This is a genomic window from Pseudomonas donghuensis (genome assembly GCF_000259195.1).
Classification (GTDB): domain Bacteria; phylum Pseudomonadota; class Gammaproteobacteria; order Pseudomonadales; family Pseudomonadaceae; genus Aquipseudomonas; species Aquipseudomonas donghuensis.
In genome coordinates, this window is record NZ_JH650771.1 from 117,108 (window position 1) to 140,228 (window position 23,121).

The following is a 23,121-nucleotide window of genomic DNA, read 5'->3' on the forward strand; positions in this document are numbered from 1 at the left end:
ACAGTGTTGAACACTGGCAGGCCCAGGTGGGTGGTGCCACCCTTGCCCGGGGTCACGCCGCCGACCATCTTGGTGCCGTAGGCGATGGCCTGTTCGGAGTGGAAAGTACCTTGCGAGCCGGTGAAGCCCTGGCAGATGACTTTGGTGTCTTTATTGATCAGGACGCTCATTACTTGCCCTCCGCAGCTTTGACAACTTGTTGAGCAGCGTCGGTCAGGCTGGTTGCAGCAATGATGTTCAAACCGCTTTCTGCCAGTACTTTAGCACCCAGTTCAGCGTTGTTGCCTTCCAGGCGAACAACAACCGGTACCTTGACGCCGACTTCTTTCACAGCGCCAATGATGCCTTCGGCAATCATGTCGCAGCGAACGATGCCGCCGAAGATGTTGACCAGAACGGCCGCGACATTGCTGTCGGACAGGATGATCTTGAAGGCTTCGGTAACGCGCTCTTTGGTAGCACCACCACCTACGTCGAGGAAGTTGGCTGGCTTGCCGCCGTGCAGGTTGACGATGTCCATGGTACCCATGGCCAGGCCGGCACCGTTGACCATGCAGCCGATGTTGCCTTCCAGGGCCACGTAGTTCAGCTCGAAGCTGGCAGCGTGGGCTTCACGAGGGTCGTCTTGCGACGGGTCGTGGAAGGTTTTCAGCTTAGGCTGACGGTACATGGCGTTAGCGTCGATGTTGATCTTGGCATCGAGGCAGTGCAGGTCGCCGTCGGCCTTGATGACCAGCGGGTTTACTTCTAGCAGGGCCAGGTCGTGTTCTTTGAACAATTTGGCCAGGCCTACGAAAATCTTGGCGAACTGAGCAACTTGCTTGCCTTCCAGACCCAGCTGGAACGCCAGTTCACGACCCTGGAATGGCTGAGCGCCAACCAGTGGATCGATAGTAGCCTTGATGATCTTCTCAGGAGTTTCGTGAGCGACTTTCTCGATGTCCACGCCACCTTCGGTGGAGGCCATGAACACGATACGACGGCTCGAACGGTCGACTACAGCGCCCAGGTACAGCTCTTTGGCGATGTCAGTGCAGGATTCGACCAGGATCTTGGTCACTGGCTGACCGTTGGCGTCGGTCTGGTAGGTCACCAGACGCTTGCCCAACCATTGCGCAGCGAACGCCTTGGCGTCTTCCTTGCTGCGAACCAGCTTGACGCCGCCCGCTTTACCGCGACCACCGGCGTGGACCTGGGCTTTGACAACCCACTCGGTGCCACCGATCTTGTCGCAGGCTTCTGCGGCAGCTTCAGGGGTGTCGACTGCGAAACCCTTGGAAACTGGCAGGCCGTATTCAGCGAACAGCTGCTTACCCTGATACTCGTGAAGATTCATGCTTTTTACCGTCTTCGTTAGGTACTGCGCTTCGGCGCTGCGCCCCAAAGGAGTGCCGCGCCACCTGTGACCACTTGCCCCCGGTATGCTCCGGGAGTTCGAGTCCGGCGGACTTTCCGCGGTGAGTCATGCACGCAAGACTCACGACGGGCCACCCGCCGTGGTTTCTTATTGTTTAACGCTTCTTACGGTTGGCAACGTGAATGGCACCGCCATTCACTGCCAGCGCGGCTTCATGCAGCGCTTCGGACAGGGTCGGATGGGAGAAAACCATCATGCCCAGATCTTCGGCGCTGGTGCCGAATTCCATTGCGATTGCACCCTGCTGCACCAATTCGGCAGCCGATGGGCCAATCACGTGTACACCCAGGACGCGGTCGGTCTTGGCATCGGCGATGACCTTGACGAAACCACCGGTGTCGTTGGCAGCCATCGCACGGCCGCTGGCCGCGAACGGGAAGGTGCCCACGTTAACCTCAACGCCTTCGGCCTTCAAGGTCTGTTCGGTTTTACCGACCCATGCGATTTCCGGGTGGGTGTAGATAACCGACGGGATCAGGTCGTAGTTCATCTGGGCTTTGTGGCCCTTGATGCGCTCGACAACCATGATGCCCTCTTCCGAGGCCTTGTGCGCCAGCATCATGCCACGAACCACGTCACCGATGGCGTAGACGCCCGGTACGCTGGTCGCGCAGTGATCGTCGACGAAGATGAAACCACGCTCGTCGATGGTCACGCCGCTGTCGGCAGCCAGCAGATCGGTGGTCACCGGACGACGGCCGACCGCAACGATCAGCTTGTCGAAGGTGATCTTCTGCTCGCCGTTGGCATCGGTGTAGGTCACTTCGACTTCAGCGCCGTTGACCTTGGAGCCGGTCACGCGAGCGCCCAGCTTGATGTCCAGACCTTGCTTGGTCAGGGTTTTCAGCGCTTCCTTGGAGACAGCGGCGTCAGCGGCCATCAGGAAGGTGTCCAGGGCTTCCAGGACGGTGACTTGCGCACCCAGGCGCGCCCAGACCGAACCCAGTTCCAGACCGATCACACCAGCACCGATCACGCCCAGGCGCTTAGGTACGGCCTGGAATTCCAGGGCGCCGGTGGAGTCGACGATGACATTCTGGTCGACCGGAGCCGGTGGAATGTCGATCGGACGCGAACCGGAAGCCAGGATGACGTTTTCGGCTTCGATGATTTCGGTGGTGCCGTCAGCCTTGGTGACTTCGACCTTCTTGCCAGCCAGCAGCTTGCCGTGGCCCTGGATCGAGGTCACGCCGTTGGCCTTGAACAGGGTGGCAACACCGCCGGTCAGGTTCTTGACGATGCCGGCCTTGCGGCCAACCATCGCGGCGACGTCCATCTTCACTTCGCCAGTGGAGATACCATGGACGTTGAAGCTCTCTTTGGCTTCCTTGTATTTCCAGGAGCTGTCCAGCAGCGCCTTGGAAGGAATGCAACCCACGTTCAGGCAGGTACCGCCGAGGGCCAGCTTGCCTTCGCCGTCAGTGTACTTCTCGATACAGGCAGTGCTCAGACCGAGCTGCGCGGCCTTGATGGCAGCTACGTAGCCGCCAGGACCTGCGCCAATCACTACCACATCAAATTTTTGCGACATTCAGAAAATCCTCTTTAAAGCTGCAAGCGATAAGCTGCAAGCCACAAGTTCAAGCGCAAACCGTTCAGGCTTGCCGCTTGAAGCTTGCAGCTTGCAGCTGCTCAATCAGATATCCAGCAGCAGACGAGCCGGGTCTTCCAGCAGGTTCTTGATGGTCACCAGGAAGGTCACGGCTTCTTTACCGTCGATCAGACGGTGGTCGTAGGACAGTGCCAGGTACATCATCGGACGGATCACGACCTGACCGTTAACGGCCATAGGACGCTGGATGATGTTGTGCATGCCCAGAATCGCAGCCTGCGGCGGGTTGACGATCGGGGTCGACATCATCGAACCAAAGGTACCACCGTTGGTGATGGTGAAAGTACCACCGGTCATTTCGTCGATCGACAGTTTGCCGTCACGGGCTTTCTTGCCGAAGGTGGCGATGCCGTTCTCGATCTCAGCCAGGCTCATTTGCTCGGCGTTGCGCAGTACCGGTACCACCAGGCCGCGGTCGCTGGAAACGGCAACGCCGATGTCCGCATAACCGTGGTAGACGATGTCGGAACCGTCGATCGAGGCGTTGACGGCCGGGAAGCGTTTCAGCGCTTCGGTGGCCGCCTTGACGAAGAACGACATGAAGCCCAGGCGCACGCCGTTGTGGGTCTTCTCGAACAGGTCCTTGTACTTCGAACGCAGGGCCATGACTTCGGTCATGTCGACTTCGTTGAAGGTGGTCAGCATGGCCATGTTCGACTGTGCTTCTACCAGGCGCTTGGCCACGGTAGCGCGCACGCGAGTCATCGGCACGCGCTTCTCGGTACGATCGCCAGTGGCGACAACCGGGGCAGCAGCGGCGGCTGGCTTGGCGGCAGGAGCGGCAGCCGGAGCGGATTTCTTCGCTTCGATGGCAGCAACCACGTCTTCCTTGGTGATGCGACCGTCTTTGCCGGTGCCCTTGATGCTGTTCAGGGCAATGCCGTTTTCTTCGGCCAGCTTGCGGGCAGCCGGAGCGCCGATGGCGTCTTCGTCGCCAGCAGCGGCGGCGGCAGGAGCAGCGGCAGCAGGCGCGGCAGCAGCGGCAGGTGCTGCGCCAGCAACGCCACCTTCTACGATCGAGCCCAGGACTTCGTCGGACAGGACGGTGTCGCCCTCGCCCTTGACGATTGCACCCAGTACGCCGTCAGCGGTAGCCAGTACTTCCAGGACAACCTTGTCGGTTTCGATGTCGACGATCAGCTCGTCACGCTTGACGGCTTCGCCCGGCTGCTTGTGCCAGGTGGCAACGGTGCCATCGGCAACCGATTCCGGGAAAGTAGGGGCTTTGATCTCGATAGCCATTATCAGTGGTTCCTTAAATTCGGTTTCTGGTGCGCGATGGCATTAAACGGTGAAGGCATCTTGCAGCAGTTTTTCCTGCTGCTCGGCGTGCATCGAAGCGTAACCACAGGCAGGTGCTGCCGAAGCATCGCGACCGGCGTACTCGAGGACCAAGTCCTTGTTGTGACGGGTCAGGATACGACGCATGTGGTGCTGGCTGCTGTACCAGGCGCCCTGGTTCATCGGTTCTTCCTGACACCACACCACATCCTTGAGATTGGTGTACGGCGCGAGGATTTCGACCAGGTCGTCTTCAGGGAACGGATACAGCTGCTCGATACGCACGACGGCGATATCTTCGCGGCCTTCGGCACGGCGTTTTTCCAGCAGATCGTAGTAGACCTTGCCGCTGCACAGGACCAGGCGCGTGACTTTTTTCGGATCGAGGGTATCGATTTCCGGGATCACGGTCTGGAACGAGCCTTCGGCCAGTTCTTCCAGGGTCGAGATGGCCAGCTTGTGGCGCAGCAGCGACTTTGGTGTCAGCACGATCAGCGGCTTGCGCAGCGGACGGATGACCTGACGACGCAGCAGGTGGTAGATCTGAGCCGGGGTGGTCGGTACGCACACCTGGACGTTGTGCTCGGCGCACAGCTGCAGGTAACGTTCCAGACGTGCCGAGGAGTGCTCAGGCCCCTGCCCTTCATAACCGTGTGGCAGCAGCATGGTCAGACCGCACAGACGGCCCCACTTGTGCTCGCCGCTGGTGATGAACTGGTCGACAACCACCTGGGCACCGTTGGCGAAGTCGCCGAACTGGGCTTCCCAGATCACCAGCGCGTTTGGCTGGGTGGTCGAGTAACCGTATTCGAATGCCAGGACCGCTTCTTCGGACAGGAACGAATCGTACAGGTCGAAACGTGGCTGGCCTTCATAGAGGTTCTGCAACGGGATGTAGGTGCTGGCGTCCTTCTGGTTGTGCAACACCGCATGGCGGTGAGAGAAGGTGCCGCGACCAATATCCTGGCCCGTCATGCGAATCGGGTGACCTTCGAACGCGAGGGTGGCGTAGGCCATGGTTTCGGCGTAGCCCCAGTTGATCGGCAAGCCACCGGCTTGCATCTTCTGGCGGTCTTCGTAGATCTTCGAAACCTGACGCTGAACCACGAAGCCTTCCGGCAGTTCCAGCAGCTTGGCCGACAGTTCCTGCAGGGTCTTCAGATCGAAGCGGGTGTCGTGACGCGCGGTCCAGGCGTGGCCCAGGTACGGACGCCAGTCAACGAACAGCTCCTTGTTCGGCTCTTTGACCAGGCTTTTTACGACGTGCAGGCCATTGTCCAGCGCGTTGCGGTACTCGTCGACCTTGGCCTGGACGCGCTCGGCGTCAAGACGACCCGACTGGGTCAGGGCTTCGGCGTACAGCTCGCGGGTGGTGCGCTGCTTGGTGATCTGCTGGTACATCAGCGGCTGGGTGCCGTTCGGCTCGTCGGCCTCGTTGTGGCCGCGACGACGGTAGCAGACCAGGTCGATGACCACGTCACGCTTGAACTGCATGCGGTAATCAACCGCCAGCTGGGTCACGAACAGCACCGCTTCCGGATCATCACCGTTGACGTGCAGGATCGGCGCCTGAATCATCTTGGCGACGTCGGTGCAGTACTCGGTGGAACGCGAGTCCAGCGGGTTGCTGATGGTGAAACCAACCTGGTTGTTGATCACGATGTGCACGGTACCGCCGGTCTTGAAACCGCGGGTCTGCGACATCTGGAAGGTTTCCATGACCACGCCTTGACCGGCGAATGCCGCGTCACCGTGGATGGAAATCGGCAGTACCTTGTCGCCAACGGTGTCGTTGCGACGGTCCTGACGGGCACGTACCGAACCTTCAACCACTGGCGAGACGATTTCCAGGTGCGAAGGGTTGAACGCCATGGCCAGGTGAACTTCGCCACCGGCGGTCATCACGTTGGACGAGAAGCCCTGGTGGTATTTCACGTCACCGGAACCCAGCTCGACCTTCTTCTTGCCTTCGAACTCGTCGAACAGGTCGCGCGGGTTCTTGCCGAAGGTGTTGACCAGTACGTTCAGACGGCCACGGTGGGCCATGCCGATGACAACTTCCTTGGTGCCGTAGGAACCGGAGCGTTGAATCAGCTCGTCCAGCATCGGAATCAGGCTCTCGCCGCCTTCCAGGCCGAAACGCTTGGTGCCCGGGTATTTGGTACCCAGGTATTTTTCCAGACCCTCAGCGGCGGTGACGCGCTCGAGCAGGTGGCTCTGAATATCCGCGGAGAAGACTGGACGCCCACGTACGCTCTCCAGACGCTGCTGGAACCAGCTGCGCTGCTCGGAGTCGACGATGTGGGTGAATTCGGCGCCAATGGTGCGGCAATATGTCTGCTGCAAAGCGTCGAAGATTTCGCGTAGGCTCGCTTCCTCTTTGCCGATGAACAGGTCGCCGGCACGGAAGGTCGTATCAAGATCGGCATTGGTCAAGCCGTAATGATTGATCGACAGGTCTACTGGCGCAGGGCGCTGCCACAACCCCAGGGGGTCGAGCTTAGCAGCTTGGTGGCCGCGCATACGGTAGGCCTGGATCAGTCGCAGAACTTCAACCTGCTTCTTCTCGTGTTCACTGCTCACGCTGCCGGCGGAAACCGGTTGGGCGCGGCGCTGGTTCTTTGCCAGCAGTACGAAATGGTCGCGGATTGTAGAGTGCGATACATCGGTAGCGGTGCTGCCTTCGGCGGGCAACTTCTGGAAGTAAGTGCGCCACTCTTCTGGCACAGCGTTAGGGTCGTGCAGGTAAAGCTCGTAGAGCTCTTCCACATATGCAGCGTTACCACCTGAAAGGTGGGCGCTATCCCACATGCGCTGCATCACGCTTTCTTGCATGCTTGGTCACCCTCGGTTAGGGGACGGATCGGCAAGAGCCACAGCACGCCTGGAAAAAGTCCTAATGCAGCGACCCAACCAAGCCACCAAGGATCCTACAGATTTTCCGGGTACCAGCCCGGAAGCCCCTGCTGGTCTCATATCTTCATAGGTAAAAGCTTGGGCTTTGTGGGCCCCAGCTCGGGTTTCACCTTGGTGCGGGCAACGGCCCGCACCTTGGCGTACTACGGGTACAACACTTTTAAAATCAGGTACCGCTTTGCAGCAGCATGTTACGTACGTGACCGATGGCCTTGGTCGGGTTCAGACCTTTAGGGCAAACGTTCACGCAGTTCATGATGCCGCGGCAACGGAACACGCTGAACGGGTCATCCAGCGAAGCCAGACGCTCCTGGGTCTTGGTGTCACGGCTGTCGGCCAGGAAGCGATAGGCCTGCAGCAGTGCAGCTGGACCGAGGAACTTGTCCGGGTTCCACCAGAACGACGGGCAGGAAGTCGAGCAGCAAGCGCACAGGATGCACTCGTACAGACCGTCCAGCTTTTCACGCTCTTCCGGCGACTGCAGGCGCTCGATGGCCGGAGCCGGCGTGTCGTTCTGCAGGAATGGCTTCACCTTCTCGTACTGCTTGTAGAAGATGCTCATATCGACGACCAGGTCACGAATGACCGGCAATCCAGGCAAAGGGCGGACGATCAGCTTGTTGCGCTTGACCACGGCCGAAAGCGGCGTGATGCAGGCCAGACCGTTCTTGCCGTTGATGTTCATGCCATCGGAACCGCAAACACCCTCACGGCAGGAGCGACGATACGAGAAACCTTCGTCCTGCTCTTTGATCAGTGCCAATACATCGAGAACCATCAGGTCCTTGCCGCCGGTATCGACCTGGAACACCTGCATCTTGGGTGCCGAGTCGGTATCGGGGTTGTAACGATAAACTTCGACTTGCAACATTGTGGCCACCCTTAGTAAGTCCGGACTTTAGGCTCGAACGCCGGAACGGTTTTCGGCGCGAAGTTGACGGCGCGCTTGGCGACGCGCTTCTCACCCGGGAAGTACAGGGTGTGGCACAGCCAGTTTTCGTCGTCACGGTCTTCGAAGTCTTCACGGGCGTGCGCACCGCGGGACTCTTTACGGACTTCTGCAGCGATTGCAGTGGCTTCAGCGACTTCCAGCAGGTTCTGCAGCTCCAGCGCTTCGATACGCGCGGTGTTGAAGGCCTGGGACTTGTCGTTGATCTTGACGTTGGCGATACGCTCGCGCAGGCCAGCCAGTTGCTCGATACCCTTCTGCATGTATTCGCCAGTGCGGAATACACCGAAGTAGTTCTGCATGCAGCTCTGCAGCTCGCGACGCAGGGTAGCCACGTCTTCACCGGTGTTGCGCTCGTTGAGCTTGTTCAGGCGGCTCAGGGCAACATCGATGTCGGTGTCGCTGGCGTCGAGGTATTCGATACCGTCGCTCAGCGCTTTTTCCAGGTGCAGGCCGGCAGCACGACCGAAGACCACCAGGTCGAGCAGCGAGTTGCCGCCCAGGCGGTTGGCACCGTGAACCGATACGCACGCCACTTCACCTACCGCGAACAGACCCGGGATGATGTGATCAACGCCATCGGCGTCCTGGGTCATCGCCTGACCATGGATGTTGGTGGCAACGCCGCCCATCATGTAGTGGCAGGTTGGGACAACAGGAACCGGCGCGACCACAGGGTCGACGTGAGCGAAGGTCTTGGACAGTTCACAGATACCTGGCAGGCGGCTGTGCAGCACTTCTTCACCCAGGTGGTCAAGCTTGAGCATCACGTGGTCGCCGTTAGGGCCACAGCCGTTGCCGGCGATGATCTCTTTAACCATGGAACGGGCCACAACGTCACGACCAGCAAGGTCTTTGGCGTTAGGCGCGTAACGTTCCATGAAACGCTCGCCGTGCTTGTTGATCAGGTAACCGCCTTCACCACGGCAACCTTCAGTGACCAGTACACCAGCGCCGGCGATGCCGGTCGGGTGGAACTGCCACATCTCGATATCCTGGACCGGAACGCCTGCACGCAGGGCCATGCCGATACCGTCACCGGTGTTGATCAGGGCATTGGTGGTGGAGGAGTAGATACGGCCTGCACCGCCAGTCGCCAGAACGGTGGCCTTGGCTTTGATGTACAGGGTTTCGCCGGTTTCGATGCAGATTGCAATCACACCGACGAACGCGCCTTCCTGGTTCTTCACCAGGTCAACGGCGTAGTACTCGTTGAGGAAGGTGGTGCCTGCCTTCAAGTTGCCCTGGTACAGGGTGTGCAGCAGCGCGTGACCGGTACGGTCGGAAGCGGCGCAGGTACGGGCGGCCTGGCCACCTTTACCGAAGTCCTTGGACTGACCGCCGAACGGGCGCTGGTAGATACGGCCTTGTTCGGTACGCGAGAACGGCAGACCCATGTGGTCCAGCTCGAACACGGCAGCAGGGCCTTCCTGACACATGTATTCGATAGCGTCCTGGTCACCGATGTAGTCGGAACCCTTGACGGTATCGTACATGTGCCAGCGCCAATCATCGTTCGGGTCGGCCGAAGCGATGGCGCAGGTGATGCCACCCTGGGCCGATACAGTGTGCGAACGGGTCGGGAAGACCTTGGTGATCACGGCAGTCTTGTGACCGCCCTGGGCCAGCTGCAGCGCAGCGCGCATGCCGGCACCGCCGCCACCAATGATGATGGCGTCGAATGTAATCGTAGGAATGTTAGCCATGAATCAGATACCCCAGAGAATCTGCACACCCCAGACGAAGTACGCGAACATCGCGACACCACATACCGCCTGGAACAGGAAACGTACGGCAGTCGCCGACTTGCCCAGCGCCATCGGCGTCAGGTAGTCGGTGGCAATGGTCCACATGCCGACCCAGGCGTGAGCGCCCAGGGCTACAAGGGCCAGCAGACTGAAGATACGCATCGCGTTGTTGGAGAACAGAGCGTGCCACTGGGCAAACTCGATGCCCGGGTGCGCGATCAGGTATCCGATCAGGAAAATGAAATAAGCCGCGAGAACGACCGCAGAAACGCGCTGCGCCATCCAGTCATAGAGGCCCGAACGCGAGAGGTTCGTGACGTTGGTTACCATATCCAAACTCCTGCCAGCACAATCACCACCACGGAAACGGCGATGATAATTTTCGAGCCCAGTCGGCCGCCTTCCAGCGTTTCACCGATGCCCATGTCCATGATCAAGTGGCGCACACCGGCTACCAAGTGATACAGCAAGGCGGACAGGAGGCCCCATGCCACGAACTTGGCCAGCGGACTGGTCAAGCATGCCTTCACCTCGGCGAAACCTTCCTCCGAACCCAGGGATTTGCCCAATGCATAAAGCATGAAGCCAAGGCCCAGGAAGAGGATGATGCCGGAAACACGGTGAAGAAATGACGTAACGCCGGTAATGGGGAGTTTGATGGTCCTTAGGTCTAGGTTTACAGGTCGTTGGCTTTTCACGGCTTTTTTCACACTGAAGAGCCCCTAGCAAGCAGGGCAAAGTTGTTGGTAAGTGTACTGGTCAGGTACCCACCACCCAGGGAGTGACGACCCCAGCAACACGGGCTTGCAAGCCCCTGGCGGTCGGGGGCCGATTATAGACAGTTAGGCTACTAATGACAACGCAGACACCTAGCCCAAATAGCGCATTGCCTTTAATGAACAAAAGGCGTAAACGGGCGGTAATTTCGAGGAAAAACAGCGCCCAAAGCCCTTTACAACCGTGCTTTAGGCAAATTGACATTCGAATTTATCTCACTATAGTGGTGCGGGCCCTGCGTGGGGGGTCTGTCTGATGATTTCAAGCATTAATAGGAGGCCACATGGCTGACAAAAAAGCGCAGTTGGTCATCGAGGGCGCAGCCCCCGTCGAGCTGCCCATTTTAACCGGCACCGTTGGTCCCGATGTTATCGACGTTAGAGGGTTGGGGGCCACGGGTCACTTCACTTTCGACCCTGGTTTCATGGCGACCGCATCCTGCGAGTCGAAGATCACTTATATCGACGGCGACAAGGGTATCCTGCTGCATCGCGGCTATCCGATCGAACAGCTGGCCGAAAAATCCGACTACCTCGAGACCTGCTATCTGCTGCTCAACGGCGAACTACCGAATGCCGAGCAGAAGGCCCAGTTCGTCAGCACCGTGAAGAACCACACCATGGTGCACGAGCAGTTGAAGTCCTTCTTCAACGGCTTCCGCCGCGACGCTCACCCGATGGCCGTCATGTGCGGCGTGGTTGGCGCCCTGTCGGCGTTCTACCACGACTCGCTGGACATCAATAACCCGCAGCACCGCGAAATCTCCGCGGTTCGCCTGGTCGCCAAGATGCCGACCCTGGCGGCGATGGTGTACAAGTACTCCATGGGCCAGCCCATGATGTACCCGCGCAACGACCTGTCGTACGCGGAAAACTTCCTGCACATGATGTTCAACACCCCGTGCGAGATCAAACCGATCAGCCCGGTACTGGCCAAGGCAATGGACCGGATCTTCATCCTCCACGCCGACCACGAGCAGAACGCCTCGACCTCTACCGTCCGTCTGGCAGGCTCCTCCGGCGCCAACCCGTTCGCCTGTATCGCCGCCGGTATCGCTGCACTGTGGGGCCCTGCCCACGGCGGCGCCAACGAAGCGGTACTGACCATGCTCGATGAAATCGGCGATGTCTCGAACATCGACAAGTTCATCGCCAAGGCCAAGGACAAGAACGATCCGTTCAAGCTGATGGGCTTCGGTCACCGCGTTTACAAGAACCGCGACCCGCGCGCCACCGTGATGAAACAGACCTGCGACGAAGTCCTGCGCGAGCTGGGCATCAAGAACGACCCGCAGCTGGAACTGGCCATGCGCCTGGAAGAGATCGCCCTCACCGATCCTTACTTCATCGAGCGCTCGCTGTACCCGAACGTCGACTTCTACTCGGGGATCATCCTCAAGGCGATCGGCATTCCAACCAGCATGTTCACCGTGATCTTCGCCCTGGCGCGGACCGTCGGCTGGATTTCGCACTGGAAAGAAATGCTCTCCAGCCCGTACAAGATCGGCCGCCCTCGCCAGCTGTACACCGGCTACGAGTCGCGCGACATCGTCAAGCTGGAAGACCGCAAGTAAGCCTTTGGGCCGAACACGAAAAAGGCTGCCTTCGGGCAGCCTTTTTTATTGGGGCCTGGGGGGGGGACTCATCGCGGGGCAAGCCCGCTCCTACAGAACCTGTGGGAGCGGGCTTGACCCGCGATTATCTAACAGTTGACCAGCACCCCTCACCCACCACAACTGTACTGACTATTTCTCAGCCCTCTCCTTCAATGCCTTCAAGGTATTGAACGGCGCATCCACCACAAACTTGTTGGCCACCATTGACGGCACGCTACCGCCCGGTTCGGTGTGCACCTGGTAAGTTACCTCAGTGCCGCCATCTTTTGGCTGCAGCCTCCAGAAACCATCAACCTTGGCCACCCGCACGAAGCCCTTCTCTTCCGGCAAGTACTTCGGTACGCCTTCAAGCTTGCGGGTCAGGCTGCCATCGGCGGCCTCGGTGGTGGTGACATGCATGACCGAATCACGCGCAGTGACCGGCCACGGGGTATTGAACTGGGTGTAGGTCCAGCTCTGGTCGCCTTCGGTTTTCAGCAGCTTTTGCGACTTGCACTCATGAATCCAGGCACAGGCACCGACGACATCTTCCTGCAGGGCCCTGACCTTCGCCAGTGGTGCCTTGATAAAGGTGACGCCGCGGTAGGCCTTGTAATCGGAACCGGCAACCTCGCTGAGCTCGACCTTGATCCCGTCCTCGTTCTTGGCCTGCTTCCAGTCCTCGGCATGGGCCAGCGGCACCAGTACCGCGCCAAGCCCCAACACCAGTGCCACTTGTTTAAACGATCCCATTGTCTTGTTCCTTATTGTCGAAGATCCGCGATTCAAGCTGCCGTCATTTGCTCCAGCCACCCCAGGATCCTGATTGCCTCGTCGCGGTCGTTGCCGCAGATTTCGGCCTCTGCCTTGAAACCACCGCACACCGCCGGACGCTCGGGCTTGCCGAACAAGCCACAGAGATTGGCAACCGACAGGTGCAAGCAGCGCTCGCCGGCTGGCTTGCCCTTGGGCATACCCGGTATCGGCGAGCTGATGGAGGGCGCGATGCAGCAGGCGCCACAACCTTCACGGCAGTTCATGACAACAGAATCCTCGGAGTAACAAATGATGAATGAACCCGGATAGTAACCGCTTAAACAGGCGTTTGAAATTACTGACGGGATGAAATATCAGCTGCACATGCGATGACCGAACAGTCAGTTTCGCCCTACTGCTTGAACTCGAACTCGATCGCCGCGCCCTCGACATCCTTGCGGCTTTCGTTTCGCAGCTGCAGCTGCATTTCGTTGCTGATCAGCCGGCCATTGAGCTGGAAGGGGCTGTCGGACGGAGGCTTTTCGCCGAACAGGTAGGGCAACAGCGGCTTGGGCAGCGGCGCCTGTTCCTGGGTATCGGGCTTGAGCTCCTTGACCATGCCGGAGGGCAGGCTCAGGTCCAGCTTGGCCTTGGGCAATGGCTGTGGTGCCGCCTTGACGTTTTTGCGCGTGCTGCGCTGGGCGGCCTTGGTAGTCGCCTTCTTTCTCACCGGTGCCGCTTTCGCCTGCTTTGGCTTGGCGGCAGGCTTGACGCTTTTCGTTGCAGGGGCCTTGCTCGCCGGTGCGGTTTCAGCCACTGCTACCGAGGTACAGGCCAATCCACCCAGCAAACACAGGGACAACCCGATACTACGCAACACTTTCATAGGCACCGACGACTATCCCTGAAAATGCTTATGCTCCCCGTTCCTGACACGACTGGCAAGTCTAGAAAAAAGCGCCCGAGGCAGATTCTTGGCATAACTGGCTGGCCAACATACCCAAGGTCATTACTGCCCGCTCCGCCTCACGGTTCCACGGGATGCCGCAGTTCAGGCGAATGCAGTGGTTGAACTGCTCGGTGTTACTGAAGATCAACCCCGGCGCAATACTGATGCCCTGCTGCAGCGCACGTACATGCAACTCCTGGGTGTTGACCCGCCCCGGCAAGCTGACCCAGAGGATGAAGCCGCCGGTGGGCCGGGTCATCTGCGTACCTTCAGGAAAATGCTGCTGCACCGCCAACTGATAAGCACTGAGATTCTTCCGATACTCCTGGCGGATGTAGCGCAAATGCCGATCGTAGCCGCCGTTCTCCAGATAGGACGCCACCCCCATCTGGGTCACGCTGCAGGCCGAATGGGTAGTGAAGGTCTGCAAGCGCTGGATTTCCGCCTGGTACTTGCCGGCAACCATCCAGCCAATTCGCACCCCTGGCGACAGGGTCTTGGAGAAACTCGAGCAATAGATCACCCGCCCTAGCCGATCGAAGGCCTTGAGGGACTTGGTCTTGCCTTGCTCGAACATCAGCTCGCCGTAGATATCGTCCTCGACGATCTGAATATCGAAGTCCGAGGCCAGGCGCAGCAACTGCTTCTGCCGGTCTTCCGGGATGGTGCCGCCCAGCGGGTTGCTCAGGCGCGCGGTCAACACCAGTGCCTTGATCGACCACTGGTTGGCGGCCAGCTGCAAGGCCTCAAGACTGATGCCGGTGGACGGATCACTGGGAATTTCGATGACTTTCAGGCCGAGCAAATCGGCCAGTTGCAGCAAGCCGTAGTAAGTCGGCGATTCGGCGGCGATCAGGTCGCCCGGGCGGGTCAGCACCCGTAGCGACATCTGCAGGGCATCGACGCAGCCATGGGTGACCACTACTTCGCTGGGGTCGACCACCACACCGGCATCGCGCATGCGAATGGCGATCTGCCGACGCAGGGGCTCAAAGCCCGGGCTGAACATGTAGCTGAAGGCCCGCGGGCTATGAAAGCGGGTGACCTTGGCCAACTGCTGGTGCAGCGCCCGCACCGGCAGGTAATCGACATGGGGTACCGCCGCGCCAAAAGGGAACACCCCGTCGCGCCGAGCCTCGGTCAGCACCTGCTGGATGATGCTGCTGCGCGTGACCAGGCCGGGACGCTCGACCCGGGCGATATCCGGCGTCTGCGCGGTCAGTGCCGGGGTCTGGTGCACATAGTAGCCGGACTGTGGTCGCGCGCGGATCAGCCCCTGGTCTTCGAGGTTGGCGTAGGCCTGGAGCACCGTGGCATGGCTGACATTGAGCTGCGAGCTCATCTTGCGCACCGACGGCACGCGCTCCCCTGGCTGATACACACCGCGGCGAATATCTTCGGCCAGTTGCTGGGCGATGCGCTGATAAAGCAGCAGGTTGGTCATGATCAGTTCTCGACACGCAGGCAATGTAGTTGTTTTTGTACGGCTGTTTTGAGCAAGAATACCGGAACAGTTGCGAAGTGTACTGGGACAGATTGCAGAATAGTCGACAATACAGTTGCGTGACAGAGGCTGGCGTGTGCCATTTTTCACAACCAGGTGATCGCCCATAAAAAAACCCGGAGCTGTGCGGCCTCCGGGTTTCTTCATCTATTACTCAGCGCGCCGCGCCAAGCTTGCCCTTCTCGTCGGAAAAGACGATCTCGACCCGACGGTTCTGCGCCCTGCCCCGCTCCGAGGCGTTGGCCTCGACCGGATACTGGTCGCCATAGCCTTCGACCTGGATGCGTTTTTCATCGACGCCAAGATCGATCAGCATATCTGCCACCGCCTGCGCCCGATCACGGGAGAGCTTGAGGTTGTCTTCCGGCGTACCGGTGCTGTCGGTGTAGCCCTCGATACGCACGACCCGCTTGGGGTTGAGCTGAAGGAATTGCACCAGCTTGAGCACGGTGCGGCTGGCCGAGTTCTTCAACTCCGCATGCCCGGTATCGAACAGCACGTCGCCCAGGGTCATGACCAGGCCGCGATCGCTCTGCTCGGTGGCCAGGCTGACAATCTGCGCCTCCAGCCACTTGCCCTGCTGCTGCACGCTGGCAAGCTTGGCTTCGCGCAGGGCCAGCTGCAGGCGCTGACGCTCGAGCTCAAGCTTGGCCAGACGTTCCTGATTGAGCACCAGGTTGCTGTGCTCACGGGCGATGTCGCTGTAGCGCTGGCTCAAGTAAGCGTAATGACGCACATCGGCACCGGTGCCCAGATAACTGGACAGGCGCTCGGCACGGGCCAGGGATTCACCGGCACGAATCACGTCACGCGGCGCGCTGCGCAACACGTCGGAATCGTCCTTGACCGTCTGAAACTTGGCCGTAGCCTCATCCAGCGCCACCTCGCTGCGCTGGCTGGCACAACCCTGCAAGCCCACCGCGCCGAGCAACAACAGTGCCACTAAAGGTTTGATCGAACTCACCGCTGCTCCCCCAACTGTTTACGCAGGCGATTGACCCGCGACTGCAGCAAGTCCAGCTGCTCCTTGCTCTTGACCGTCAGCACCCGCGCCTCGGCCAGACGCGCATCGAGCTCGGCCTGCTCGGCGCGCATGCGCGCGTCGCGATAGGATTCACTGGTCATGTTGGAACGAGCCCGGGCCAGTTTGTCTTCAGCCAGCTTCAGCTCGGCCACTTCATCGGTGGCACCGACCGCCTTGGCCTGCTCCAGCGCCTGCTCGGACAAGCGCAGCTGTTCATTGGGGGCCGGGTCATTGGCGCAGCCGGCCAGGGCCAGCAACGCCAGAACGGCGAATAGTGAATGAGTTCTCACGCAATCTTCCTACTGTTTAGGGGCATCCAGCGGCGCCTGCATCTGCGCTTTCCAGCGTTCGACATTACGTTGCAGTACCGCCTGGGACACGCCGGAGGCCGGCAATTCTGTCAGTTTTTTTGCCAGTTGTCCGCGCAACCAAGCGTCATTGCACGCCGAATTATGCGACAGCGCCAGGTACAACCCCGGACGGTCCAGGGGCAAGCCGCGGGCAATCAACTCGTTGCTCATGCCCAGGGTCTGAGCCATGGCCATGCCGGCGTAGCGACCGGCCAGCACATAATCGACCTGGCCGAGCAGCAGCTTCTGGAAGGCCTGGGTCAGGTTCTGTGCCGGCGCAAGCTGCAATTGACTCCTGGCATAGGCGGTAAATTCGGGTGTCATCCGCGCCTTTTCCGAGACGCTGCCCTGATGCTCATGCAAATCGGCCAGGGTGTTGTACACCAGCGTCGAATCGTGGCGGGTCCAGACTACATATTCATTGTTCAGCAACGCGGGGTGAACATAGTCGACCGTGGTCAGCTCGGCCACCGCGAAGGGTGAGTCGATCAGCAGGTCGACACGCCCGCTGCGCACCTCTTCCAGCGCCTGGCTGCGGCTGCCGCTGTCGAGGACTTCGACTTTGAGCCCCAACTCGCTGGCGACCTGCTTGAACAAATCAACGTTGGCACCCATCAAGTGCTTGGGATCTTGCGGGTCGCGCCACGAATAAGGCGGGGCATCGGGGCTGCCGGTGGCCACCAGCCGCTCGCACTTACCCACCGCCCAGGCTTGCAACGGCATCAACACCGCAGCGAACACCAGCGCCGTGTTTATCCGGCAACGCCTTCCCATGCAACGACTCCCTGATCTTTTTACCCCGAATGAAAAAGCCCGATCCGACGAGCTGTGCAAGGCAGGCCTGCACAGCCCGAACGGACCGGGCTCTTTTATAAGTGAAGCAGCTGGATTAAACCAGCTTCTCCAGCTCAGGGATGGCTTCGAACAGGTCAGCCACCAGGCCGTAGTCGGCCACCTGGAAGATCGGCGCTTCTTCGTCCTTGTTGATCGCAACGATCACTTTGGAGTCTTTCATGCCGGCCAGGTGCTGGATCGCGCCGGAGATACCGACGGCGATGTACAGCTGTGGTGCAACGATCTTGCCGGTCTGACCGACCTGCATGTCGTTGGGTACGAAACCTGCGTCGACCGCAGCGCGCGAAGCGCCAACGGCAGCGCCGAGCTTGTCGGCCAGGGCGTACAGGTGCTTGAAGTTGTCACCGTTCTGCATGCCGCGACCGCCGGAAACGACGATCTTGGCAGCGGTCAGCTCTGGACGGTCGGACTTGGCCAGCTCTTCGCCAACGAACGCCGACTTGCCCGCGTCGTGGGCAGCAGCGACGGCTTCAACGGCAGCCGAACCACCTTCGGCGGCAACGGCGTCAAAGCCGGTGGCACGTACGGTGATGACCTTGACGGCAGCGTTCGATTGCACGGTGGCAATGGCGTTACCGGCGTAGATCGGACGCTTGAAGGTGTCAGCCGATTCAACCGAGATGATCTCGGAGATCTGGTCGACGTCCAGCAGCGCGGCAACGCGCGGCAGGATGTTCTTGCCGTTGGAGGTGGCAGGTGCCAGCACGTGGCTATAGCCCTTGCCCAGCTCGGCGACCAGTGGCGCAACGTTCTCCGGCAGCTGGTGAGCGTAGGCGGCATTGTCGGCAACCAACACCTTGGCAACGCCGGCGATCTTGGCCGCAGCTTCAGCGACGCCAGCGACGTTTGCGCCTGCGACCAGCACGTGGATGTCACCACCGATCTTGGCGGCAGCAGCAACAGTGTTCAGGGTGGCCGGGGCAACGGCACCGTTTTCGTGTTCAGCGATAACCAGGATAGTCATTTAGATTACCTTCGCCTCGTTCTTCAGTTTCTCGACCAGTTCAGCAACCGACTTGACCTTGATACCAGCGCTGCGAGCAGCCGGCGCTTCGACTTTCAGGGTCTTGTTGGTGGAGGCGGTGGAAACGCCCAGCGCGTCTGGAGTAACGGTTTCCAGCGGCTTCTTCTTGGCCTTCATGATGTTCGGCAGCGACGCGTAGCGCGGCTCGTTCAGGCGCAGGTCGGTGGTGACGATGGCTGGCAGGTTCAGCGCAACGGTCTGCAGGCCGCCGTCGATTTCACGGGTGACGTTGACCTTGTCGCCAGCGACTTCGACCTTGGAGGCGAAGGTGCCCTGGGCGTAACCGCTCAGTGCCGCCAGCATCTGGCCGGTCTGGTTGTTGTCGCTGTCGATGGCTTGCTTGCCAAGGATCACCAGCTGCGGTTGCTCTTTGTCGACCACTGCTTTGAGCAGCTTGGCCACGGCCAGCGAAGTCAGCTCTTCAGCCGATTCGACCAGGATGGCGCGGTCGGCACCCAGTGCCAGGGCAGTACGCAGTTGCTCCTGGGCAGTGGCCGGGCCGACGGTAACGACGACGATCTCGCTCGCAACGCCCTTTTCTTTCAAGCGCACGGCTTCTTCTACGGCAATTTCGCAGAAGGGGTTCATGGACATCTTGACGTTAGCAAGGTCGACGCCGGAGTTGTCCGCCTTGACGCGAACCTTGACGTTATAGTCGACCACTCGTTTGACAGCTACAAGAACCTTCATGGATTCCTCGTTACTCTCCGGTGAAAAGAATGTCGCCTGGGACAAACCCGGCGATTGCGCGTGGGTACAAGGGCACCTCTAAAAACGATCACAGGTGGACGAATTTAACCCTGACCCAGCAGTCTCGATTCGGCCTGTCAGTTGCAAAACCCGTGGGTCATTATTTGTCGTGGCGTGTAAACTCCACTACAAAGCGGGTTGTGGCGTAACTACCCTGCTTTTCGCCTGGTTTTTAGGGGTGCTCCTGCATCCGGCGGTCAGCCTACGGCGAGCGCAAAACCGCTCGTATCTTGACCGTAACGCCCAATCCGGTCAATACGGCAAACCGGTCAGCTTCAAGCCGCGCTTCTTTGATTTTACTGGGCTGAGGCAAATTCAAACAAACGTTTGTATTGGACCCCGTGAGTGGTGTAGATATAATGCGCGGCCAAGAGAAAGCGGTGTAGTCCGTCATCGCTCGAGCTACAACCCGAGCGTCTGAAAAATGACCGCCTGACACCCGCCAACAAAGAAAAACCGATGAGCCTTGAGTAGGAGAGAACCTGTGGAACGCGAATACATGGAATTCGACGTGGTCATTGTCGGCGCTGGCCCGGCTGGCCTGTCCGCCGCCTGCCGACTGAAGCAGAAGGCCGCCGAAGCCGGTAACGAAATCAGCGTCTGCGTGGTCGAGAAAGGCTCGGAAGTCGGCGCCCACATCCTCTCCGGTGCGGTATTCGAACCGCGCGCCCTGAACGAACTGTTCCCGGACTGGAAAGAGCTCGGCGCGCCGCTCAACACCGAAGTCAAACGCGACGACATCTACGTGCTCAAGGATGCTGGCAGCTCGATCAAGGTCCCCGACCTGTTCGTGCCCAAGACCATGCACAACCAAGGCAACTACATCATCTCCCTGGGCAACCTGTGCCGCTGGCTGGCCCAGCAGGCCGAGAACCTGGGCGTGGAGATCTACCCGGGCTTCGCCGCCCAGGAGGCGCTGTTCGACGAGAACGGCGTGGTCCGCGGGATCATCACCGGCGACCTGGGTGTCGACCGTGAAGGCAACCCCAAAGAAGGCCTGTACACCCCAGGGATGGAACTGCGCGGCAAGTACACCCTGTTCGCCGAAGGCTGCCGTGGCCATATCGGCAAGCAGCTGATCAAGCGCTTCAACCTCGACAGCGAGTCCGACACCCAGCACTACGGCATCGGTCTCAAGGAAATCTGGGAAGTCGATCCGGCCAAGCATGAACAGGGCCTGGTGGTGCACACCGCCGGCTGGCCGCTGGACGTGATGAGCCCCGAAAATACCGGTGGCTCGTTCCTCTACCACCTGGAAAACAACCAGGTAGTGGTCGGGCTGATCGTCGACCTGTCCTACAGCAACGCCTACCTGTCGCCGTTCGATGAGTTCCAGCGCCTCAAGCACCACCCGGTGATCAGCAAGTACCTCGAAGGGGGCAAGCGCATCAGCTACGGCGCCCGCGCCATCAGCAAAGGCGGCCTGAACTCGCTGCCGAAGATGGTCTTCAACGGTGGTGCACTGATCGGTTGCGACCTCGGCACCCTGAACTTTGCCAAGATCAAGGGCAGCCACACCGCGATGAAGTCCGGCATGCTCGCCGCCGAAGCGGTGGCCGATGCCCTGCTGGCCGGCAGCGAAGGCGGCGACCAGCTCAACAGCTACGTCGAAGCGTTCAAGGCCAGCTGGCTGCATGAAGAGCTGTTCGCCAGCCGTAACTTCGGCCCGGCCATGCACAAGTTCGGTCCGATCTTCGGCGCGGCGTTCAACTATGTCGACCAGAACTGGTTCGGCGGCAAGCTGCCGTTCACCCTGCACGACACCAAGCCGGACTATGCCTGCCTGAAGCTGGCCTCCGACTCGAAAAAAATCGACTATCCAAAACCGGATGGCAAGCTGAGCTTCGACAAGCTGAGCTCGGTGTTCCTCTCCAGCACCAACCATGAAGAAGAGCAGCCATGCCACCTGAAACTGGCTGACGCGAGCATCCCGATCGCCACCAACCTGCCGCTGTACGACGAACCGGCGCAGCGCTATTGCCCGGCCGGCGTGTACGAAGTGGTCACCCAGGAAGACGGCAGCAAGCGCTTCCAGATCAACGCCCAGAACTGCGTGCACTGCAAGACCTGTGACATCAAGGACCCTTCGCAGAACATTACCTGGGTCACCCCGGAAGGCGCCGGTGGCCCGACTTACCCGAACATGTAAGTCCGCTGGCAGCTAAAAAAAGCCCCCTCGCCGTTGTGGCCAGGGGGCTTTTTTATGCTTTGCATCAGGCCAATCTGACCTCTGCGAACAACTCAGGGTGCCCGATCAGCGGTCATTCAGCGAGTAACGATTGTCACAGCAGATGAACTCAGCAGCGTACCGCCTGATCTTCGAAGGCCAGCGCCTCGCGTGCGCCGAAGTACATCGCCGTGAGCACACCCACCGCGCCCATGACCAGACAAAAGCCGACACATACCCATGGGCTCCACGGCATCAGGGCAATCAGCAGCAACGGCGTGGTACTCGCCCACAGGGCGTAGGCAATGTTGTAGGTAAAGGAAATCCCCGACACACGGATCTGGGCCGGGAACAGCCCGACCATCACCGACGGCACCACCCCCACCACCCCACAGGCCAGGCCTGCAAGCGCATAGGCCAGCCCGGTCCAGCCCCAGCCACTGACCAGGCTGGCATAGAGACCGGCAATGCCCAGCGGCAGCAACAGGCTGTAGAACATCAGCGCCCGCCAGGCGCCGATACGGTCGACCAGCAAACCCGCCAGCACACAACCGATGTTAAGGAAGACGATACCCATGCTGCTCAAGGCAAAGGTGTGCCCGGCGCTCATGGCAAAACGCTGCTGCATCACCGTCGGGGTGATCACCACCAGCACCACCACCGCCGACGTCAGCACGCACGTCAGCAACGCAGCCGGAATCAACGCGCGGCGATGGTCACGCAGGACGGTACGCAGCGGAAAGGCCGGCGGCTGCTCACGTTGCTCGCGCAAGGCGAGAAACACCGGCGTCTCGCTCAGCCAGCGGCGCAGCCACACACCAATCACGCCAAACACACCGCCGAGCAGGAACGGGTAGCGCCAGGCGTAATCGAGAATTTCCTGCGGGCTGAACAGCTGTGCCAGCGCCGTCGCAGTCAAGGCGCCCAGCAGGTAGCCGAACGTCAGCCCCGCTTGCAGGAAGCCCAGGGCATAGCCGCGCCGCCCGGGCGGCGCATGCTCGGCGACGAAGGTCCAGGCGCTCGGTACCTCGCCGCCCACCGCTGCCCCTTGCAGGATACGCAAGGCCAGCAAGATCAGCGGCGCCGCATAGCCGATATCGGCGTAGGTCGGCATGACACCGATCAGCAGGCACGGCAGGGCCATCATCAGGATGCTCAAGCTGAACACCCGCTTGCGCCCCAGATGATCGGCAAAATGGGCCATCAGGATGCCGCCCAGCGGCCGCGCCAGGTAGCCGGTGACGAAGATCCCGAAGCTCTGCAGCAAGCGCAGCCATTCGGGCATCTGCGGCGGGAAGAACAGCTGGCTCAAGGTCAGGGCGAAGAACACGAAAATGATGAAATCGTAGATCTCCAGCGCCCCGCCCAACGCCGCCAGGCTCAGGGTCTTGTGATCGCGGCGCGACAGCTGCAACGGGCGTGCAGGGTCAGTGGCAGTCATAGAGGTA

At 60.1% G+C, this 23,121-nt stretch carries 20 protein-coding genes and 1 pseudogene; 2 read left to right on the top strand and 19 right to left on the bottom strand.

Translation table 11 applies throughout. The annotated features are described in order from the left end of the window. The 9 genes and pseudogenes from UW3_RS29770 to sdhC all read right to left on the bottom strand — a co-directional run. Positions 1-170: pseudogene (locus tag UW3_RS29770) on the bottom strand (succinate--CoA ligase subunit alpha); the annotation flags it as partial. Further along, positions 170-1,336, bottom strand: a complete 1,167-nt coding sequence (gene sucC / locus UW3_RS0118955; protein WP_010224674.1) for an ADP-forming succinate--CoA ligase subunit beta — start codon at positions 1,334-1,336, stop codon at positions 170-172. The gene sucC and the pseudogene UW3_RS29770, both read right to left, overlap by 1 nt. Positions 1,337-1,511: 175 nt before the next feature. Beyond that, positions 1,512-2,948, bottom strand: a complete 1,437-nt coding sequence (lpdA, locus tag UW3_RS0118960) for a dihydrolipoyl dehydrogenase (RefSeq protein ID WP_010224675.1) — start codon at positions 2,946-2,948, stop codon at positions 1,512-1,514. A 105-nt stretch (positions 2,949-3,053) separates the two neighbouring features. Further along, complete coding sequence (odhB, locus tag UW3_RS0118965; RefSeq protein WP_010224676.1) at positions 3,054-4,271, bottom strand: 2-oxoglutarate dehydrogenase complex dihydrolipoyllysine-residue succinyltransferase; 1,218 nt, start codon at positions 4,269-4,271, stop codon at positions 3,054-3,056. 42 nt (positions 4,272-4,313) lie between these two features. Next, on the bottom strand, positions 4,314-7,145 hold the full coding sequence (locus UW3_RS0118970) for a 2-oxoglutarate dehydrogenase E1 component (protein ID WP_010224677.1): 2,832 nt from the start codon (positions 7,143-7,145) through the stop codon (positions 4,314-4,316). Positions 7,146-7,392: 247 nt separating this feature from the next. Next, positions 7,393-8,097 carry a succinate dehydrogenase iron-sulfur subunit gene (locus tag UW3_RS0118975; protein ID WP_010224678.1) on the bottom strand — a complete coding sequence of 235 codons (705 nt, stop codon included), beginning with the start codon at positions 8,095-8,097 and terminating at the stop codon, positions 7,393-7,395. Between the two features lie 11 nt (positions 8,098-8,108). Beyond that, the gene (gene sdhA, locus UW3_RS0118980) at positions 8,109-9,881 is read right to left on the bottom strand and encodes a succinate dehydrogenase flavoprotein subunit (protein ID WP_010224679.1); all 1,773 of its coding nucleotides are present in this window, start codon (positions 9,879-9,881) and stop codon (positions 8,109-8,111) included. Between the two features lie 3 nt (positions 9,882-9,884). After that, entirely contained in the window at positions 9,885-10,253 is a 369-nt protein-coding gene (gene sdhD, locus UW3_RS0118985; RefSeq protein WP_010224681.1) for a succinate dehydrogenase, hydrophobic membrane anchor protein, read from the bottom strand. Beyond that, on the bottom strand, positions 10,247-10,633 hold the full coding sequence (gene sdhC, locus UW3_RS0118990) for a succinate dehydrogenase, cytochrome b556 subunit (protein WP_174242293.1): 387 nt from the start codon (positions 10,631-10,633) through the stop codon (positions 10,247-10,249). The genes sdhD and sdhC overlap by 7 nt, the downstream gene beginning before the upstream one ends. A gap of 350 nt (positions 10,634-10,983) precedes the next feature. On the opposite strand from sdhC, the gene gltA reads away from it, so the two are divergent. Then, positions 10,984-12,273, top strand: coding sequence for a citrate synthase (gltA, locus tag UW3_RS0118995; RefSeq protein ID WP_010224685.1), 1,290 nt, complete (start codon positions 10,984-10,986; stop codon positions 12,271-12,273). Positions 12,274-12,444: 171 nt separating this feature from the next. Here the strand turns inward: gltA and UW3_RS0119000 are convergent, their stop codons facing one another. The 9 genes from UW3_RS0119000 to UW3_RS0119040 form a co-directional block, all read right to left on the bottom strand. Beyond that, the gene (locus UW3_RS0119000) at positions 12,445-13,047 is read right to left on the bottom strand and encodes an START domain-containing protein (RefSeq protein WP_010224688.1); all 603 of its coding nucleotides are present in this window, start codon (positions 13,045-13,047) and stop codon (positions 12,445-12,447) included. A gap of 32 nt (positions 13,048-13,079) precedes the next feature. Then, positions 13,080-13,334: a YkgJ family cysteine cluster protein gene (locus tag UW3_RS0119005; protein WP_010224690.1), complete on the bottom strand. Its 255-nt coding sequence runs from the start codon at positions 13,332-13,334 to the stop codon at positions 13,080-13,082. A 128-nt stretch (positions 13,335-13,462) separates the two neighbouring features. After that, positions 13,463-13,780: a translation initiation factor 2 gene (locus UW3_RS0119010; protein WP_374045240.1), complete on the bottom strand. Its 318-nt coding sequence runs from the start codon at positions 13,778-13,780 to the stop codon at positions 13,463-13,465. 217 nt (positions 13,781-13,997) lie between these two features. After that, entirely contained in the window at positions 13,998-15,443 is a 1,446-nt protein-coding gene (locus tag UW3_RS0119015; protein ID WP_010224694.1) for an aminotransferase-like domain-containing protein, read from the bottom strand. A 214-nt stretch (positions 15,444-15,657) separates the two neighbouring features. Then, complete coding sequence (locus UW3_RS0119020) at positions 15,658-16,467, bottom strand: OmpA family protein (RefSeq protein ID WP_010224696.1); 810 nt, start codon at positions 16,465-16,467, stop codon at positions 15,658-15,660. Next, positions 16,464-16,817 carry a DUF4398 domain-containing protein gene (locus tag UW3_RS0119025; protein WP_010224697.1) on the bottom strand — a complete coding sequence of 118 codons (354 nt, stop codon included), beginning with the start codon at positions 16,815-16,817 and terminating at the stop codon, positions 16,464-16,466. Before UW3_RS0119025 ends, UW3_RS0119020 begins: the two co-directional genes overlap by 4 nt. 9 nt (positions 16,818-16,826) lie before the next feature. After that, positions 16,827-17,651, bottom strand: a complete 825-nt coding sequence (locus UW3_RS0119030; protein ID WP_050990025.1) for a substrate-binding periplasmic protein — start codon at positions 17,649-17,651, stop codon at positions 16,827-16,829. A gap of 115 nt (positions 17,652-17,766) precedes the next feature. Beyond that, positions 17,767-18,696 carry an electron transfer flavoprotein subunit alpha/FixB family protein gene (locus UW3_RS0119035; RefSeq protein ID WP_010224701.1) on the bottom strand — a complete coding sequence of 310 codons (930 nt, stop codon included), beginning with the start codon at positions 18,694-18,696 and terminating at the stop codon, positions 17,767-17,769. Continuing rightward, complete coding sequence (locus tag UW3_RS0119040; protein ID WP_010224703.1) at positions 18,697-19,446, bottom strand: electron transfer flavoprotein subunit beta/FixA family protein; 750 nt, start codon at positions 19,444-19,446, stop codon at positions 18,697-18,699. Between the two features lie 544 nt (positions 19,447-19,990). On the opposite strand from UW3_RS0119040, the gene UW3_RS0119045 reads away from it, so the two are divergent. Next, complete coding sequence (locus tag UW3_RS0119045; RefSeq protein ID WP_010224705.1) at positions 19,991-21,655, top strand: electron transfer flavoprotein-ubiquinone oxidoreductase; 1,665 nt, start codon at positions 19,991-19,993, stop codon at positions 21,653-21,655. 148 nt (positions 21,656-21,803) lie between these two features. Here the strand turns inward: UW3_RS0119045 and UW3_RS0119050 are convergent, their stop codons facing one another. Continuing rightward, on the bottom strand, positions 21,804-23,114 hold the full coding sequence (locus UW3_RS0119050) for an MFS transporter (RefSeq protein ID WP_010224706.1): 1,311 nt from the start codon (positions 23,112-23,114) through the stop codon (positions 21,804-21,806). Between the last annotated feature and the right edge of the window lie 7 nt (positions 23,115-23,121).

Coding starts and splice junctions, on each gene's coding strand:
- UW3_RS0119030 (WP_050990025.1), bottom strand. CDS start 17,651: ATGGGAAGGCGTTGCCGGATAAACACGGCGCTGGTGTTCGCTGCGGTG.
- sdhD (WP_010224681.1), bottom strand. CDS start 10,253: ATGGTAACCAACGTCACGAACCTCTCGCGTTCGGGCCTCTATGACTGG.
- UW3_RS0119000 (WP_010224688.1), bottom strand. CDS start 13,047: ATGGGATCGTTTAAACAAGTGGCACTGGTGTTGGGGCTTGGCGCGGTA.
- UW3_RS0119035 (WP_010224701.1), bottom strand. CDS start 18,696: ATGACTATCCTGGTTATCGCTGAACACGAAAACGGTGCCGTTGCCCCG.
- UW3_RS0119015 (WP_010224694.1), bottom strand. CDS start 15,443: ATGACCAACCTGCTGCTTTATCAGCGCATCGCCCAGCAACTGGCCGAA.
- sdhA (WP_010224679.1), bottom strand. CDS start 9,881: ATGGCTAACATTCCTACGATTACATTCGACGCCATCATCATTGGTGGC.
- UW3_RS0118970 (WP_010224677.1), bottom strand. CDS start 7,145: ATGCAAGAAAGCGTGATGCAGCGCATGTGGGATAGCGCCCACCTTTCA.
- odhB (WP_010224676.1), bottom strand. CDS start 4,271: ATGGCTATCGAGATCAAAGCCCCTACTTTCCCGGAATCGGTTGCCGAT.
- lpdA (WP_010224675.1), bottom strand. CDS start 2,948: ATGTCGCAAAAATTTGATGTGGTAGTGATTGGCGCAGGTCCTGGCGGC.
- UW3_RS0118975 (WP_010224678.1), bottom strand. CDS start 8,097: ATGTTGCAAGTCGAAGTTTATCGTTACAACCCCGATACCGACTCGGCA.
- sucC (WP_010224674.1), bottom strand. CDS start 1,336: ATGAATCTTCACGAGTATCAGGGTAAGCAGCTGTTCGCTGAATACGGC.
- UW3_RS0119050 (WP_010224706.1), bottom strand. CDS start 23,114: ATGACTGCCACTGACCCTGCACGCCCGTTGCAGCTGTCGCGCCGCGAT.
- gltA (WP_010224685.1), top strand. CDS start 10,984: ATGGCTGACAAAAAAGCGCAGTTGGTCATCGAGGGCGCAGCCCCCGTC.
- UW3_RS0119040 (WP_010224703.1), bottom strand. CDS start 19,446: ATGAAGGTTCTTGTAGCTGTCAAACGAGTGGTCGACTATAACGTCAAG.
- UW3_RS0119005 (WP_010224690.1), bottom strand. CDS start 13,334: ATGAACTGCCGTGAAGGTTGTGGCGCCTGCTGCATCGCGCCCTCCATC.